Genomic DNA, 16052 nt, shown 5'->3' with positions numbered 1-16052 from the left:
TTTTTTATGATAATAGGAAATTTAACAATTATAAGACCACTGGAAGTGGGCGATGAAGAACTTTTATATAGATGGTGGAATGATGGCGGGTTAATGGAACATGCAGGATTAGCATTTGGAACACTTCAAAGTAAAGAAGCAATTAAAAATATAGTTAACAGGGAAATAATAAAAGAGGAGCTTTCTCCAGAAAATAAAAGATTTATAATATGTAAAAAAGATAGTTTAACACCCATAGGCGAGATTAATTATTGTGGTTTAGATTTAAAAAATCAAAAATGTGAATTTGGAATAAAAATTTGTGAGATAAATGAACAAGGAAAAGGATATGGAAAAGATGCATTATTTCATTTTATAGATTTTATTTTTAAAAATTTTAATATAAATAAAATTGAATTAACTACTATGATTGATAATAGAAAAGCTCAAGGTTTGTATAAAAAATTAGGGTTTAAACCTATAGGTATAATTAGGGAAGCTTTTTTTGATAGCAAAAGTGAAGCATTTGAAGATGCTTTATATATGGATATCTTAAAAAGAGAATGGAAGGATAAATATAAAAAAATTAATACTAACTAATTCTAAAATTTATTTATTATCAAAGATATATTAGATAAGTGAATAAGTTGAAATTTCAGTATAAAACTCCATGTTTATATCTTAAAGAAATATATATAAGTACGAAAATATATTTAAGTTAAGATTGGAGGGAGTTATGATGCTAAGAATTAGTGAGGTGTTTAAAAATAGTAATTATTTAGAATATAAACAGATTGATAAAAGAAAAAAGAAGAATAAAAATACAAAGGAATATAAATTTATGGATGAACTAAAAAAATATGAGAAGAAAGAGAAAAATAAGTAAAGTAAGTGTTTTGAAGTTAAAGAAGAGATTATATAATAATGAAAATAATCTCTTCTTTTAAAATATAGACTTACAATACAGATTTATAAATAGTTGCTATATCTTCAACAGTAACTTTTGTAGGATGGTTTTTAAGTTTTAAAGTATTGCCGACCATAGAATATGAGTATTCTATAATTTCTTTTTCTGATAAAGAGACTTTTTCATCAAACAATTTGTCTAAGAATGTTCCAAAATCATCTAAATTATTAAATTTAAGAAGTGAAAGTATTTTATTGACTTTTAGTTTATCACTACAAAAGTTAAGATATTCTTTTAACAATAATCCATTAGCTTTACCATGAGGAATGTTTTTATAATATGTTAAAGCATAACCCATTCCATGTGGTAATGATGTTCCAGCTTGAGAAATTACCATACCAGCAATTGTAGAAGCTACAAGTAATTTTTCACATTGCTTTAAATTTAATTTTTCAGATTGAAGATAATAAATACAATCTCCAAAATATTCTAGTCCTTTCTCTGCTAAACTATCACTTAGTATATTAGCATTAGAGGATAAATAACCTTCTATTAAATGAGAAAGTGCATCTATTCCTGTATTTACTCTTATTGATATTGGTATGTTAATAAGATAAGATGGGTCTAAAAAGGATATTATAGGAAAAACCTTTTGACATATTCCTCTTTTGGTTTTTAGGTTATGATCAGTGACTATTGAATATGGTGTAGTTTCACTGCCGGTACCAGCAGTAGTAGGAATGGCTATTACTGGAATGGCTGATAAGGAAGGATTATTTCCTAAATCGGTTATTGTTGCATCTGTATTATTAATAAGTACAGCAGCAGCTTTTGATGCGTCTAAAGGTGAACCACCACCAATTCCAATTACAAAATCAACATTTTTAAGTTTTCCTAAATCAGATATTTTGTTAATGGTGTCTAGAGAAGGATTTTCTTCAACTTCATCATATAAGTAATATTCAACATCTAAATCTTTTAAAATTTTTTTAACATCATTTAAAGAACCATTAGCCTTAGAAGAATGTTTTCCAGTTACTAAAAGAGCTTTATTTCCAAGGGGTTCTAATAAATATTTATTATTATTTAAACAATTTTCACCTAAAATTATTTTTGTAGGCATATAAAATGTATTGTTCATAAATTTTCCTCCTAAAATTATATAATTTAAAGAATAAAGATTCGGAATAATAACATAATTTAATTATTAAATAAATAGTATATGATTTCAAGCGTAATTTGCATTTTAAAATTTAAGATATTATAATAACTTATATTTGAAATTATTTAGGATGTGAGAATTTGGAAGAAAGATTACAAAAATATATGGCAAGTTGCGGTGTTGCCTCAAGAAGAAAATGTGAAGAGATAATACAAGCTGGAAGAGTTAAAGTTAATGGTGTTTTTATAAAAGAACTTGGAATAAAGGTAAATAAAGATAAGGATGTTATAGAAGTAGACGGTAAAAAAATACGACCAGAAAAAAGAAAGGTATATATAGCACTTAATAAGCCAGTGGGATATGTATCTACAGTTAAAGATGAAAAAGGAAGAAAAACCATAATAGATTTGATAGATGTAAATGAAAGAATATATCCTATAGGAAGATTAGATTATGACACTTCAGGACTTATATTACTTACCAATGATGGAGATGTATATAACAGAGTAATACATCCTAGAGTGGAAAAAAACAAAGTTTATATAGCTACAGTTAAAGGTATACCTACGAAATTAGAAATAGAAAAACTTTGTAAAGGTGTAGATATAGGAGGGTATATAACAGCTCCAGCACAGTGTAAGCTGTTAAAAATAAATGATAAAGATAAGAAAAACCTATTGTGTGATTTAGAGATAGTAATTCATGAAGGTAAAAATAGACAAGTAAGAAAGATGTGTGATGCGATAAATCATAAGGTTGTGAGGCTTAAGAGATTGTCTGTTGGAAACATTAAATTAGGTAATCTTAAAGAAGGTAAATATAGATTTTTAACAGATAATGAAATTATACATCTAAAAGGGGAGTAGTTTTATGTTTAAGTATGTAAGTGACGTAAGTATGCTTTCGCAACATATAGTAAAAAACTTTACTGAAAATAAAAATGTTGCAATTGATGGTACATTAGGTAATGGATATGACACAGATTTTTTAAGTGAAAATTTTAATAAAGTCTATAGTTTTGATATACAAAAAATAGCAGTAGATAATTATAAAAAAAGAAATAACAATAAAGTTGAATTAATAAATGACAGTCATAGTAAATTAGAAGAATACATAAAAGAGAATGTAGATGCAATTATGTATAATTTAGGATTTTTACCTGGGGGTGATAAGTCTATAACTACTATGGTAGAGAGTACTATAAAAAGTATAGAGAGTGGAATAGAATTGTTAAATTCAGGTGGTATAGTTTCAATAGCTATTTATGTAGGCCATGATGAGGGGAAAAAAGAAGAGATGGCAATTATGGAATATGTTAAAAATCTTGATAAAAAACTATATGGTGTTATGTTGCATGAGGTTTTAAATAGAAGTGAATCAGCTCCTAAACTTCTAATTATAGAAAAAAAATAGTTTTATTTTTGTTATGCAAGTTTTGAAATAAATAATTTTAAGAGTTAACTTGGAACCTTATATAAAATATTTGAAATGCAAAAGAAGGATATGCTAAATTCATTTTTATTAGCATATCTTTTTTAAAAAATATAAATTTGGAAATAAAATAAGTAATATTAGTAAATACTATAAGTAAACAAGTAGAAAATTAACTATATGCAAATTACAAAAATCTTTTAATATAGCTTAAAAACATATACAACTATAAAACTAGAAAGAATGTTTTTAAAATGAAACAATTGGTTTTAAAATATAAATATTTATGAATGAAATTATTGGGATAAAATGGATATGAATTTTAAAATTCAAAATACTAAAAAATGAAATATTTGATTGATATATGGTTCATAAAGTGTTAAAATTTGATTTGGAGAAAATATTTGGTTAAAAATGTAGTACTTCTCAAGTATTAAAATAAAAAGCGTTAGCGAACGAACGGGGGTTGTAACTTGGAAAATAATAATCAAGATCTTATGAGATTAATACAAATTAAGTTTCCAAGACTTAGCAAAGGACAAAAACTAATTGCAGAATATATATTAAAGCATTATGACAAGGCGGCGTTTATGACAGCTGCTAAACTTGGAAATAGTGTAGGTGTAAGTGAATCAACAGTTGTTAGATTCGCAAATCAATTAGGCTATGAAGGTTATCCAGAACTTCAAAAGGCTCTTCAAGAGCTTATAAAAAATAAACTTACAACAGTTCAAAGAATAGAACTTTCAAATGATTTTATAAGTCATAATAATGCACTAAAAGGTGTTCTAAAATCAGATATTGAAAACATAAGAGTTACTTTAGAAAAAATAAATCATTCCGCTTTTGATGAAGCAGTAAATACTATATTTGAAGCGAAGAATATTTACATAATAGGATTAAGAAGTTCTACAGCTTTAGCTGATTTTTTAGGTTTCTATTTAAATTTAATATTAGATAATGTAAAAATAGTATCTTATGGTATGAGCGATATATTCGAACAAATGCTAAATTTATCTGAGGATGATTGCATAATAGGAATTGGCTTCCCAAGATATGCTATGAGAACTATTGAAGCATTAAATTTTGCAAAATCAAGAAGTGCTAAAGTTATAGCTATTACAGATAGTTTATTATCGCCATTAGCTACTAAAGCTGATTATACTCTTGTTGCAGAAAGTAATATGGCATCATTTGTTGATTCATTAGTAGCACCGTTAAGTGTAATAAATGCATTGATAATTGCAGTAGGATTAAGAGAAAAGGATAAAATTTCTCAAACATTTGCTGATTTAGAAAATATGTGGCAAAATTATCAGGTTTATTCTTATAAAAAAGAAGATAGATAAAAAGATTATAAGCTCCAATAAGTGAGCTTATAATCTTTTTTTATTATAAAATAAAATTATATTAAATTGAATTTAAATCCACAAAATTACATAAAATTACATAAAATAAATATAAATTTAACAAAGTTTAATTAAATAGTATTATGTTATTAATTTTAATTTATAAAAATAAAAGAAACCCATCATTAAATAATAAGTTGCAAAAAAAATTTTTTTCATAAAAACGTATACAAAATTTTATGAAAAATTTTAATAATACTTTATTATATAAGAATGTTAAAAAAATTTTAATAATTATAGATAGTAATTATTAAATTACTTATTTTTAAAAAACAAAATATTATTTTATTAAAATTATAATAAATAAATTTTTTTAAGTATAACTTTGTAAAAAGTATTAATTTTTAAAAATATATAATAAAATTATAATATTTTTAAAAATATTGCAAAAATGAAATTACTAGTAATTTAGAAAAATAAGTTTATAATAAGAAGTATTAGTGTTTTAACAAAAAACTATGGTAAAATTTTGACGAAGATTAAGCTTTACAAAATTTTTGAATAATGTTATAAAAAGTACATAGACAATATAAAACAGTTATAAATGTATTGATTTACTAGAAAATATGAATTATTATAATAATTAGAAAAAAATGAATCTTTTATAAATATAAAATTTTCAAATTAATGAATGCAAAAAATCATTTACTCAAAAATATAAAAATATGCCTTGCAATTACCATATGGAAAGGTATACAATTAAAGAAAGAAAATATTTAAAATTTAAAATTTTTTAAATATTTAAAAAATTAATTAAAATTACAACAAATTTATTGGGGGGAATAGCCGTGAATACTAAAGCTTACATTGATCAAGTATTAGAAAATGTTAGAAAGAGAAATAATGGGGAGCCAGAATTTATACAAGCAGTTGAAGAAGTTTTTCATACATTAGCACCAGTTATAGACAAGCATCCAGAATATGTTGAATCAAACTTACTAGAAAGATTCTGCGAACCAGAAAGACAAATAATGTTTAAAGTACCTTGGACAGATGACAATGGTAATGTTCATGTGAACAGAGGATTTAGAGTACAATTCAACGGAGTTATAGGACCTTATAAAGGTGGATTAAGATTTCATCCATCAGTTTACTTAGGAATAATAAAATTCTTAGGATTTGAACAAATATTAAAAAATTCCCTAACAGGACTTCCAATAGGCGGAGGTAAAGGTGGATCTGATTTTGACCCAAGAGGTAAATCAGATGCTGAAATAAGAAGATTCTGTGAAAGCTTTATGTCTGAGTTATATAGACATATAGGACCTGATGTAGACGTTCCAGCAGGAGATATGGGTGTAGGCGCAAGAGAAATTGGTTATTTATACGGACATTATAGAAGACTAAGAGGTGCTTTTGAAAACGGTGTTTTCACAGGTAAAGGATTATCATTTGGTGGTAGTTTAGTAAGACCAGAAGCAACAGGATTTGGAGTAACTTATTTCTGTCAAGAAATGTTACATCATCAAGGTACAGATATAAAAGGAAAAACAGTTGCTATATCTGGATTTGGACAAGTTGCTTGGGGTGTTTGTAAAAAAGTTGCAGAACTTGGTGGTAAAGTTGTAACAATATCTGGACCAGATGGATATGTTTATGATCCAGAAGGAGTTATAACTGATGAAAAAGTTAATTATTTACTAGAAATGAGAGCTTCAGGAAGAGATAAAGCTCAAGATTATGCTGATAAATTTGGATGTGAATTCCATGCAGGAGAAAAACCATGGGGAGTTAAAGCTGATATAATAATACCATGTGCAACTCAAAATGATATTCGCATAGAACATGCAAAACAAATAGTTGAAAATGGTACTAAATTTGTTTGTGAAGCAGCTAATATGCCATGTACTAATGATGCATTACAATATTTCTTAGATCAAGGTTTAACTGTTGGACCAGCTAAAGCAGCTAATGCTGGTGGAGTTTCAGTTTCTGCTTTAGAAATGGCTCAAAACAGTATGAGATATTCTTGGACAGCTGAAGAAGTTGATGCTAAACTTCATCAAATAATGAAAAATATTCATAATAATGCAGAAAATGCTGCTAAAGAATATGGATTTGGATATAACTTAGTTGCAGGAGCAAATATAGCTGGTTTCTTAAAAGTTGCAGAAGCTATGTATGCACAAGGAATATACTAATATAGAATATATTTAAAGGGTGTCTTATAATAATTTTGTACAAAAAGGGTTAGACACCCTTTTTTGTTTTTTAAAATTTTTTCTTAAAGATTAAAAAATTACCTGTTACTATTGATACATGCTATTTATTTAGAGTATAATTTAAAAGCTATAGGTTTTAAATTATAACTAAATGAGTATATTAAATATAGAACTTAAAAGTGGAGCAATGTTGAAGTTTACTACATTTATGAATTATAAAAAGTTTTGCTCTAAATAATTTTAAAATTTAATATGATAAAATAATGTATTGAAACTTATATAAGCTATAAAATAGAAAAATTAAAATAAATAACATCAAGTTAATAGGTGGTGGCGCAATGTCAAAGGTTGTTATTGTTGGAGGAGGCCCAGCAGGTATGATGGCTGCTATTTCTGCGGCAAAATGCAATAAAGTCTTACTAATTGAAAAAAACGAAAAGATTGGCAAAAAACTTTTTATAACAGGAAAGGGTCGTTGTAATGTTACAAATGCAAAAGATATTGGTGAATTTATAAATCATATACCAACTAACCCTTACTTTTTATATAGTTCCTTATACTCTTTTACTAATGAAGATACTATGAACTTTTTTGAGAGTAAAGGAACAAAACTTAAAATAGAAAGAGGAGACAGAGTGTTTCCAGTTTCAGATAAATCTTCTGATATAATAAAAACATTAGAAAATGAATTGAGAAACTCTAATGTTGAAATTATGCTTAATTCTAATGTAGAAAAGTTTGTTTTGGATAATAATAAAATAACAGAGTTAATATTATCTAATGGGAAAAAAATATATGGAGATCATTTCATAATTTGTGGAGGAGGAGCTTCTTATCCGCAGACCGGTTCAGATGGTACTATATTAGAAGAAATAAGAAAAATAGGTCATAATATTATAGCATTAAAACCTTCGTTAGTACCTATTGAATTAAGTGATGATTTTATAAAAGATCTTCAAGGATTATCACTTAAGAATGTAGAATTAATCATTAAGAATAATAAAAACAAAGTAGTATTTAAAGAATTAGGAGAAATGTTATTTACTCATTTTGGTATTTCGGGACCACTAGTATTAAGTGCTAGTAGTAATATAAAAGAAAATGAAAAGTATAAAATAGCTATAAACTTTAAGCCGGCATTAACAGTAGAAGAATTGGATAAGAGAGTTCAGAAGGATTTTAAGGAAAATTTAAATAGAGACTTTAAAAATTCCTTAGATGGTTTATTCCCTAAAAAGCTTATACCAATTATGGTTCAATTAAGTGGAATTGATGAAAATAAAAAGGTAAATGCTATAACAAAAGAAGAAAGAAAAAAATTTGTAGATTTAATACATGATTTCAATTTAACTTATAAAGGGTTAAGACCTGTATCAGAAGCTATAGTAACTGCTGGAGGAATTGACACAAAGGAAATAGATCCATCTACGATGAAATCAAAAATAATAGAAAATTTAAGTTTTGCTGGTGAAATAATAGATGTAGATGCTTATACTGGCGGTTATAATGTTCAAATAGCTTTTTCTACAGGATACCTTGCAGGAATGAAAGTGAGCGAATAAATTATGTTATCAATTAGAGGGGCTATAACAATAGAAGAAAATACAATAGAAGACATAGAAAAAAATTCTATAGAATTAATGAAAAAAATAATAGAAAAAAATAATTTAGATCTATGCAAAATAAAAGCGTTAATATTTTCGTGCACTAAAGATATAACAAAGGCTTACCCAGGAGCATTCATTAGAAAAAAATTCAAATTAAATAAAGTTAGCATTATGCATTTTAATGAGATGGAAGTTGAAGGTAGCTTAAATATGTGCATAAGAGTTACTGTTATTAGTGATGAAGATGAAAGAGAAGTACATTTTGTTTATTTAAAAAATGCTGAAATATTGAGGTTAGATATTAAGGATAGTTAGAAGGGAAGAATGAAATATGAGGATGGCTATTGCTATAGATGGTCCAGCGGGAGCAGGAAAGAGTACAATTGCTAAAATAGTGGGAAAAAATTTAGGGCTTATGTATATAAATACTGGATCTATGTATAGAGCAGTAACATATATGGCATTAGAGAATAACATTTCATATAAAGATACAGGTAAGCTTATGGAATTATTAAATAATGCAGAAATGTATTTTGATGGTGATAATCTTATTTTAAATAAAAAAGATATAACTAATCAATTAACTATGCCAATTATAAGCAAAAATGTATCTAATTATGCGGCTATTCCTATGGTTAGAGAGAAACTTGTAAAAATGCAACAGGATATAGCTGAAAATTATAATGTTATAATGGATGGTAGAGATATAGGTACAGTAGTATTAAAAGATTCACAACATAAATTTTATTTAACAGCTAGTGCAGAAACTAGAGCAATGAGAAGATGTAAGGAATTAACAGAAAAGAAAGTAGAAGTAAAATTCGAAGACGTTTTAGAAGATATTAAAAAAAGAGATTTTATAGATTCTACAAGGGAACTTAATCCTTTAACTAAAGCAGATGATGCAATAGAAATAGATTCTTCATATTTAGGAATAGACGAAGTTGTGGAGTTAATTTGTAATCATGTAAAAAATAAAAAAAACTAAATAGTATTAGTGTATTTATATACAATGTGTTAAAATAGTAGTATGATATTAATATATCAAATTAATGAAAATAATGAAATTACAAAGGAAAAAATAGTATAAGTAGGAAACCTACATTAAGGTGGTGGGCTATGAAAGAAATATTTTTAGCGGATAAAGCGGGATTTTGTTTTGGTGTAAAAAGAGCTGTTGATACAGCCCTAAAGAAAAAAAAAGAGTACGAAAAAAACATATATACGCTTGGACCATTAATACATAATAATGATGTAGTAAATTTATTAAAAGAAAACAATATATATCATATAGATATTGACCAAGTAGATAATTTAAATGAAGAAGATATAATAATAATAAGATCACATGGAGTGTCAAAAAGTGTGCTGGATAATCTTAAGTCAAAAGGATTAACAGTAGTGGATGCTACATGTCCATATGTTACTAAAATACAGATGGAAGTAAGGAAATATTTTGAGTTAGGATATGGAATATTAATTGTAGGTGATAAAAATCATCCAGAGGTTATAGGTATAAATGGATGGTGTGATAATACTGCAATAATATCTAAAGGTGATGATTTATTAGAAAATCTTCCAAGAAAAATATGTGTAGTATCACAAACTACAGAAAAACAATCTAATTGGAAAAAGGTTTTAGAAAAGGTTGTATCAAGTTCTAAGGAAATAATAGCATTAAATACTATTTGTAATGCTACAGAAGTAAGACAAAAATCAGCAGAAGATATATCTAAAAAAGTAGAGGCTATGGTTGTAATTGGTGGATACAATAGCTCTAATACAACTAAACTTTATGAGATATGTAAGAAAAATTGTGAAAACACAATACATGTAGAAAATGCCAGTGAAATACCACAGGATTTTTATAACAATATAAATAGGATTGGCATCACAGCTGGGGCATCAACACCAGACTGGATAATCAAGGAGGCTATGTTAAAAATGAAAAATGAAGTTAATGAAAATGAAATGTTAGAGTATGAAAAGTATATGAATACAGATATGGAAATAAGAGTAGGTGGAATAGTTAAAGGAGAAATTTTCAAGGTTAATGAAAATGAAGCTTACTTAACAATACGTGGAGCTAAAAATGAAGGATATCTTCCAAAGAGTGAAGTTACTAGAGATGAAGACGCTAAATTAAATGAAATATTAACTGTAGGCGATGAAATAGAAGCTAAAATAATAAGAGTTAAGAACAATGATGGATATATAGTTGTTTCAAAAACTGAAATTGAAAGAGAAGGCGTTCAAAAAGAATTAGAGGAAATATACAATAATAACGAACAAATAAATGTTAAGATTGTAGAAGTTGTAAAAGGTGGAGTTATAGCTACATATAAAGGAATAAAAGTATTTATACCAGCATCACATCTTTCACTTTCAAGAGTTAATGATTTAGCATCATTTAAAGGTGAAGAAGTTACAGTCAAATTAATAGAATTTGAAAAACGCGGAAGAATCATTAAAAAAATGGTAGCATCAAGAAGAGCTTTACTTCAACAAGAAAAAGATATGCAAGAAGTAGAAACTTGGAATAATTTAGAGAAAGATACAGTGATTGAAGGAACAGTAAGAAGATTATCAACATTTGGTGCATTTGTTGAAGTTGGAGGAGTAGATGGATTACTTCATATATCAGAAATGTCTTGGAATAAAGTTTCAAATCCTAAGGATGTTGTTAAAATAGGAGAAACTATAAAAGTATATGTTTTAGATGTGGATAAAGAAAATAAAAAACTTGCATTAAGCTTAAAAAAATTACAAGAAAATCCTTGGTCAAGAGTAAATGAAAAATATCCAGTAGGAAATGTTGTACTTGGAAAAGTTGTTAGATTTGCAGATTTTGGTGCTTTCGTTGAATTAGAGCCAGGTGTAGATGGTTTAGTTCATATTTCACAAATAAGTCAATCTAAAGTAGATAGACCAAGTTCAGTTTTAAAAATTGGTGAAGAAGTTAAAGCTGTAATTTTAGAAGCAGATGAAGAAAAGAAAAGAATTTCTTTAAGCATTAAAGCAGTAGACGAAATGTAATATAAAATGCATGGCTTTGGCCATGTATTTTATTTGCATATAATTATAGTTTAATTAATAATATAGTTTTAGAGAGTATTATTAATTTTTGAAAGAGGCATCATAAATAATTATGTATAGGTATGAATTTTTAAATTTAATAAATTTAAAAGATTTTAGACGATTAGCAAGTAAAGACTATGAATTTACTAAATTACATCATAAATTCTTAGATGAATATGAAAAACTTCCTTTTATGATGAAGCTTTTTCGTTATAAAAATATTTTACTTTTAAAAGAAAATGAAAAATATGTAGGATATATGTGGGTTACCAGATATGAATTTAAAAGTTATAAGATAAATAGAATAATTCTTGAAAATAATTGTGATATTAAGTTATATACTGGTTTTTTTAATAAGTTTCCAGTAGGTGCTTATTTTGAAATAGAAGGAACCTTTGAACAAGAGGAATTGATTATGTTAGAAAAACTAGGTTTTAAAAAATTTGAATTATTATATGAAATGAAAAAGGAAATTTTACAAGAATATAACATTTCATTAGAAGAGAATCTTCAATTGAAATTATTTGAAAATGGAAAAGATGAAGAATTAAGAAAAAACATACAAAATAAAATTTTTAAAGCAAAAGGTAGAGCTGATATTGAAGTTTGTGATATAGTTTTTGAAGAAAACCAAGAATATTATATAGAAAATGCCTCTTATTTTTTAATGTATAAAGATGAAGCTATTGGATATGGGCAACTTATAAAAGAGTATGAAAACTTGTATATTGTTAATTTAGGAGTTATACCAGAATTTAGGGGAAAAGGATATAGTAGGTTTATATTGAGAAAGCTTATAAATATAGCTATAGATATGGGATACAAAGATGTTTTTTTAAAATGTAATGAAAAAAATATTGCAGCTTTAACATTATATAAAAAACATGAATTTGAAGTTGTATCAAGGTATAAAATGTTAGGTTTTACAAAGACTAATAAAGAAAAAGAGATAATTTGATTAAAAACAAATTATCTCTTTTTATATAATTATTTATTAAGCTTATTATATTCTTTAATACCTAATGCAAGGATGTCCATTGCATTTGAAATATCATCACAGTTTAAACAATAAGAAAGTCTTACTTCGTTTTTGCCTAGTCCAGCAGTTGAGTAAAAACCTTCAGCTGGAGCGACCATAACTGTTTTACCATCATGATTAAAGTCGCAAAGCATGAATTTTGTGAATTTTTCACCATCATCTATTGGTAATTTAGCCATAATATAAAAAGCTCCATTTGGTTTTTCACATACTATATTAGGAATCTTACAAAGCTTTTCATACATTACATTTCTTCTTTTTTCATATTCCTTTTTAACCTTATCAAAATACTCTTTAGGAGTATTGATTAGGTTAGCAGCAGCTAATTGCTCTATAGTTGGAACACAAAGTCTTGCTTGACAAATTTTTAAAATTTGTTTTATAAGATCTTTATTTTTAGAAGCAACTAAACCAATTCTAGCACCGCAAGCACTATAGCGTTTGGAAATACTATCTATTAATATAACTCTATCTAAAGCATCTTCCATATAAAGTGCAGATGTATATTTATCATCACCATAAACAAATTCTCTATACACTTCATCAGAGATAAGATAGATATCGTTTTCTTTTGCTATATCAGCAAGCATTCTGATTTCTTCTTTAGTATATACAACTCCAGTTGGATTTCCAGGATTTGAAATCATAATTGCTTTAGTTTTACTATTAATTTTTTTTACTATATCCTCTTTTTTAGGTAAATGGAATCCATTTTCAGCAGTTGTTAAAAATGGTACAACATTAACTCCTGTCACTTGAGCGAAACCATTGTAGTTAGCATAAAATGGTTCAGGAATTATTATTTCATCACCAACATCAGCTATAGCCATAAAAGCTAAAGATATAGCTTCAGAGCCTCCAGCAGTTATTAATAGTTCATCATAATCAAAGTCTATATCCCATTCTTTATAATATTTTCTGAAACTATTTATTGTATTATCCAATCCTTGAGATTGTGCATATTTTAAGACAGGTTCATTAAATTCTTTAACAGCTTCAATGAAAGTACTAGGAGTTTCGATATCAGGTTGACCAATATTAAGGTGGTAAACATGGATACCTCTTTTTTTAGCTTCTGTAGCATAAGGTACTAATTTACGGATTGATGAATAATTCATTTTTTGAATACGATTTGAAAATCTCATTAATTTAATCCTCCAATTTTAAAAAAGATTATTTTGATCAGTTAAATTATTATCAACAATATCAGTAAAAGAGTTAGCGTAAGTTTTTACATCAAAAACAGATGTATTTCTAAACTTACCACTAAAATAACTTCTGTCAACGATACCATTATAGCACATATTTGTTAGTGTAGAACTGTTGTTGTTTGAATTTTTTACATTTTTCACAAAAATTCCTCCTTTTGTTCATATTATTCCCAAAAGGAGGAGTTATTATTAGTCTTCCTTAACTGCCGCTGTTTCCTCTAATGAGTTGCAATTACAATAGTATTTATCTAAAACGCTTCCAAGACGTTTTATTCCTTCAACTATTTTTTCTTCATTCATATTAGAATAGTTAAGTCTAAAGAAATTTTTCTTGCCACCATTAGGGAAGAAAGATCCGCCAGGAACATAGGCTACTTTTTCTTTTAAAGCATCCTCCATTATAGCTTTTGCATCTAAACCTTCTTTAAGTTCAACCCAAGTAAATAGGCCACCTTCAGGTATTGTGAATTTAACTTCTTTTGGAAAGTAAGTTTTCATACTGTCAATCATTAAGTCTCTACGTTTTTTATAAACTTTTATAAGTGAAGCAATATGTTCATCAAGGCTATACTTTTCCATATATCTTGCAGCTATAACCTGACTTAAAGTATTACATTGTAAATCTGCACCTTGCTTAATTAATATATATTTTTGAAGAATTTTAGTATCTGCAACTATCCATCCCAGTCTTAAACCAGGGCAGAATGTTTTTGAAAATGTACCAAGATTAATTACAAAGCCACTTTCATCAAATGCTTTTACAGCAGGCAATTTTTCGTTGTCATACCTTAATTCACCATAAGGACTATCCTCTATAACAGGTATTTCATATTTTGCAGCCAAAGCAGCTAAACGTTTTCTTCGTTCTAAAGACATTGTTATACCACTTGGGTTTTGAAAATCAGGAATAGTATAAATCATTTTTACATTGTCATTTTCTTTTATAGCTTTTTCAAGTTCTTCTATGATCATACCATCTTTATCCATTGATATTTCGATGAATTTAGGTTCGTAGGCCTTGAAAGCGTTTATCGCACCTAAGTAACTAGGGCTTTCACAAATTATTACATCACCTTTATTTACAAAAAGTTTTGCTGAAAACTCTAAGCCTTGTTGGGAACCATTTGTTAGCATAATATTAGATATGTCACATTTAACTCCAGATGGAGCCATTCTTTCCTCAACAATTATTTTTCTAAGTGGAGCAAAACCTTCTGTTGTAGTATATTGAAGAGCAAAAGCCCCTTCATTAAATAATACTTCTTTAGCTATTTCTCCAATTTTTTCTTTTGGAAATAATTCTGGAGCAGGTAGACCACCTGCAAATGAAATTATTTCAGGTTGTTCTGTTAATTTTAAAAGTTCTCTTATTTCAGAAGCCTTAATATTAGACATTCTGTCAGAAAAATTTAAATTCATAATGCACCCCCCAATAAATAAAAAGCCTGAATTTAAAAAATATAAAAAACTTTATAAAGATTCTAAATATTCTATTATAATTTAATTATATATCAAATATTATTTTTTTCAAGGAGTTATTCTTTTATAATTATGTATATATTAATAAAACATAATTATGCTTAATTTGAAAATTAAGGAATATATTTCATGATAATTTATAAAAACTAAAATTATCATTAAAAATATATTAAGCAATATAAACTTATATTTTAAAATGTAAGAAAAAAAATTTACACAAATTAAATAAAAAATTCTTAAAAAAATTTTATTTTTATAATTAGTAATCTAAAGAAAAATGGAAAAATTATAACTTTATATTTTAAGAAGATGTTTATAAAAGAGGTTTTAAAACATCTTTAAATAGTTAAAAAATTAACAAATTCATCAAAATAACATAATAAAAAGCATAAAAAATTTAAAATGGATTTTTCTAAAAATAATTAATTTTAAGACATATAAAAATAACTGGTAATAGATGATAAAAAACTTTAATTATGTCACTAAATTATATATAATTAGATAATAATTAGATACTTAAATTAACACATTTTTATTTTAAAAGGAAAAGTTTATGATAATATAAAAATGGTTATAATTTTACAAAGG

The 16052-nt window shown here is 26.4% G+C and carries 15 protein-coding genes; 11 read left to right on the top strand and 4 right to left on the bottom strand.

The features are described from left to right. The first annotated feature begins 6 nt into the window (after positions 1–6). Positions 7–579 carry a GNAT family N-acetyltransferase gene (locus tag KQI36_RS00935; RefSeq protein WP_216449262.1) on the top strand — a complete coding sequence of 191 codons (573 nt, stop codon included), beginning with the start codon at positions 7–9 and terminating at the stop codon, positions 577–579. Positions 580–715: 136 nt separating this feature from the next. Beyond that, complete coding sequence (locus KQI36_RS00930; protein WP_216449261.1) at positions 716–865, top strand: hypothetical protein; 150 nt, start codon at positions 716–718, stop codon at positions 863–865. Between the two features lie 70 nt (positions 866–935). Here the strand turns inward: KQI36_RS00930 and KQI36_RS00925 are convergent, their stop codons facing one another. Then, a complete protein-coding gene (locus tag KQI36_RS00925; RefSeq protein WP_216449260.1) occupies positions 936–2027 on the bottom strand; it encodes an iron-containing alcohol dehydrogenase family protein in 1092 nt (363 codons plus the stop codon). Positions 2028–2188: 161 nt separating this feature from the next. Between KQI36_RS00925 and KQI36_RS00920 the strand changes: the two genes are divergently transcribed. The 9 genes from KQI36_RS00920 to KQI36_RS00880 all read left to right on the top strand — a co-directional run bounded on the left by KQI36_RS00920 (position 2189) and on the right by KQI36_RS00880 (position 12693). Further along, a complete protein-coding gene (locus tag KQI36_RS00920) occupies positions 2189–2914 on the top strand; it encodes a pseudouridine synthase (protein ID WP_216449259.1) in 726 nt (241 codons plus the stop codon). Positions 2915–2918: 4 nt separating this feature from the next. After that, positions 2919–3461, top strand: a complete 543-nt coding sequence (mnmM, locus tag KQI36_RS00915) for a tRNA 5-(aminomethyl)-2-thiouridylate-methyltransferase MnmM (protein ID WP_216449258.1) — start codon at positions 2919–2921, stop codon at positions 3459–3461. 491 nt (positions 3462–3952) lie between these two features. Then, a complete protein-coding gene (locus tag KQI36_RS00910; protein ID WP_216449257.1) occupies positions 3953–4828 on the top strand; it encodes a MurR/RpiR family transcriptional regulator in 876 nt (291 codons plus the stop codon). An 848-nt stretch (positions 4829–5676) separates the two neighbouring features. After that, positions 5677–7029 carry an NADP-specific glutamate dehydrogenase gene (gene gdhA / locus KQI36_RS00905; protein WP_216449256.1) on the top strand — a complete coding sequence of 451 codons (1353 nt, stop codon included), beginning with the start codon at positions 5677–5679 and terminating at the stop codon, positions 7027–7029. Positions 7030–7388: 359 nt separating this feature from the next. Beyond that, complete coding sequence (locus tag KQI36_RS00900) at positions 7389–8612, top strand: BaiN/RdsA family NAD(P)/FAD-dependent oxidoreductase (RefSeq protein ID WP_216449255.1); 1224 nt, start codon at positions 7389–7391, stop codon at positions 8610–8612. A 3-nt stretch (positions 8613–8615) separates the two neighbouring features. Next, entirely contained in the window at positions 8616–8972 is a 357-nt protein-coding gene (gene aroH, locus KQI36_RS00895; protein ID WP_216449254.1) for a chorismate mutase, read from the top strand. 16 nt (positions 8973–8988) lie between these two features. Further along, entirely contained in the window at positions 8989–9645 is a 657-nt protein-coding gene (gene cmk / locus KQI36_RS00890) for a (d)CMP kinase (RefSeq protein WP_216449253.1), read from the top strand. A 131-nt stretch (positions 9646–9776) separates the two neighbouring features. Further along, entirely contained in the window at positions 9777–11693 is a 1917-nt protein-coding gene (locus KQI36_RS00885) for a bifunctional 4-hydroxy-3-methylbut-2-enyl diphosphate reductase/30S ribosomal protein S1 (RefSeq protein WP_216449252.1), read from the top strand. A gap of 112 nt (positions 11694–11805) precedes the next feature. Beyond that, complete coding sequence (locus tag KQI36_RS00880; protein ID WP_216449251.1) at positions 11806–12693, top strand: GNAT family N-acetyltransferase; 888 nt, start codon at positions 11806–11808, stop codon at positions 12691–12693. A gap of 29 nt (positions 12694–12722) precedes the next feature. Here the strand turns inward: KQI36_RS00880 and KQI36_RS00875 are convergent, their stop codons facing one another. The 3 genes from KQI36_RS00875 to KQI36_RS00865 are packed head-to-tail and all read right to left on the bottom strand — an operon-like array spanning position 12723 to position 15404. Continuing rightward, positions 12723–13919 (bottom strand): pyridoxal phosphate-dependent aminotransferase, encoded by a 1197-nt coding sequence (locus KQI36_RS00875; RefSeq protein ID WP_216449250.1) that lies wholly within the window; start codon positions 13917–13919, stop codon positions 12723–12725. A gap of 18 nt (positions 13920–13937) precedes the next feature. Beyond that, positions 13938–14126, bottom strand: a complete 189-nt coding sequence (locus KQI36_RS00870) for a hypothetical protein (RefSeq protein ID WP_010292063.1) — start codon at positions 14124–14126, stop codon at positions 13938–13940. 48 nt (positions 14127–14174) lie between these two features. Continuing rightward, entirely contained in the window at positions 14175–15404 is a 1230-nt protein-coding gene (locus KQI36_RS00865; RefSeq protein WP_010292062.1) for an aminotransferase-like domain-containing protein, read from the bottom strand. Positions 15405–16052: the final 648 nt, after the last annotated feature.

Source organism: Clostridium senegalense (assembly GCF_018916625.1).
In the GTDB taxonomy this organism is placed as follows: domain Bacteria; phylum Bacillota; class Clostridia; order Clostridiales; family Clostridiaceae; genus Clostridium_J; species Clostridium_J senegalense.
Note: the sequence above shows the minus strand (reverse complement) of the source record. Positions and strands in the feature narration are given on the sequence as shown.

Bases quoted from the DNA above. Each gene is read 5' to 3' on its own strand.
- KQI36_RS00900 (WP_216449255.1), top strand. From the start codon at position 7,389: ATGTCAAAGGTTGTTATTGTTGGAGGAGGCCCAGCAGGTATGATGGCT.
- aroH (WP_216449254.1), top strand. From the start codon at position 8,616: ATGTTATCAATTAGAGGGGCTATAACAATAGAAGAAAATACAATAGAA.
- mnmM (WP_216449258.1), top strand. From the start codon at position 2,919: ATGTTTAAGTATGTAAGTGACGTAAGTATGCTTTCGCAACATATAGTA.
- KQI36_RS00875 (WP_216449250.1), bottom strand. From the start codon at position 13,919: ATGAGATTTTCAAATCGTATTCAAAAAATGAATTATTCATCAATCCGT.
- cmk (WP_216449253.1), top strand. From the start codon at position 8,989: ATGAGGATGGCTATTGCTATAGATGGTCCAGCGGGAGCAGGAAAGAGT.
- KQI36_RS00865 (WP_010292062.1), bottom strand. From the start codon at position 15,404: ATGAATTTAAATTTTTCTGACAGAATGTCTAATATTAAGGCTTCTGAA.
- KQI36_RS00885 (WP_216449252.1), top strand. From the start codon at position 9,777: ATGAAAGAAATATTTTTAGCGGATAAAGCGGGATTTTGTTTTGGTGTA.
- KQI36_RS00930 (WP_216449261.1), top strand. From the start codon at position 716: ATGATGCTAAGAATTAGTGAGGTGTTTAAAAATAGTAATTATTTAGAA.
- KQI36_RS00925 (WP_216449260.1), bottom strand. From the start codon at position 2,027: ATGAACAATACATTTTATATGCCTACAAAAATAATTTTAGGTGAAAAT.
- KQI36_RS00935 (WP_216449262.1), top strand. From the start codon at position 7: ATGATAATAGGAAATTTAACAATTATAAGACCACTGGAAGTGGGCGAT.
- KQI36_RS00880 (WP_216449251.1), top strand. From the start codon at position 11,806: ATGTATAGGTATGAATTTTTAAATTTAATAAATTTAAAAGATTTTAGA.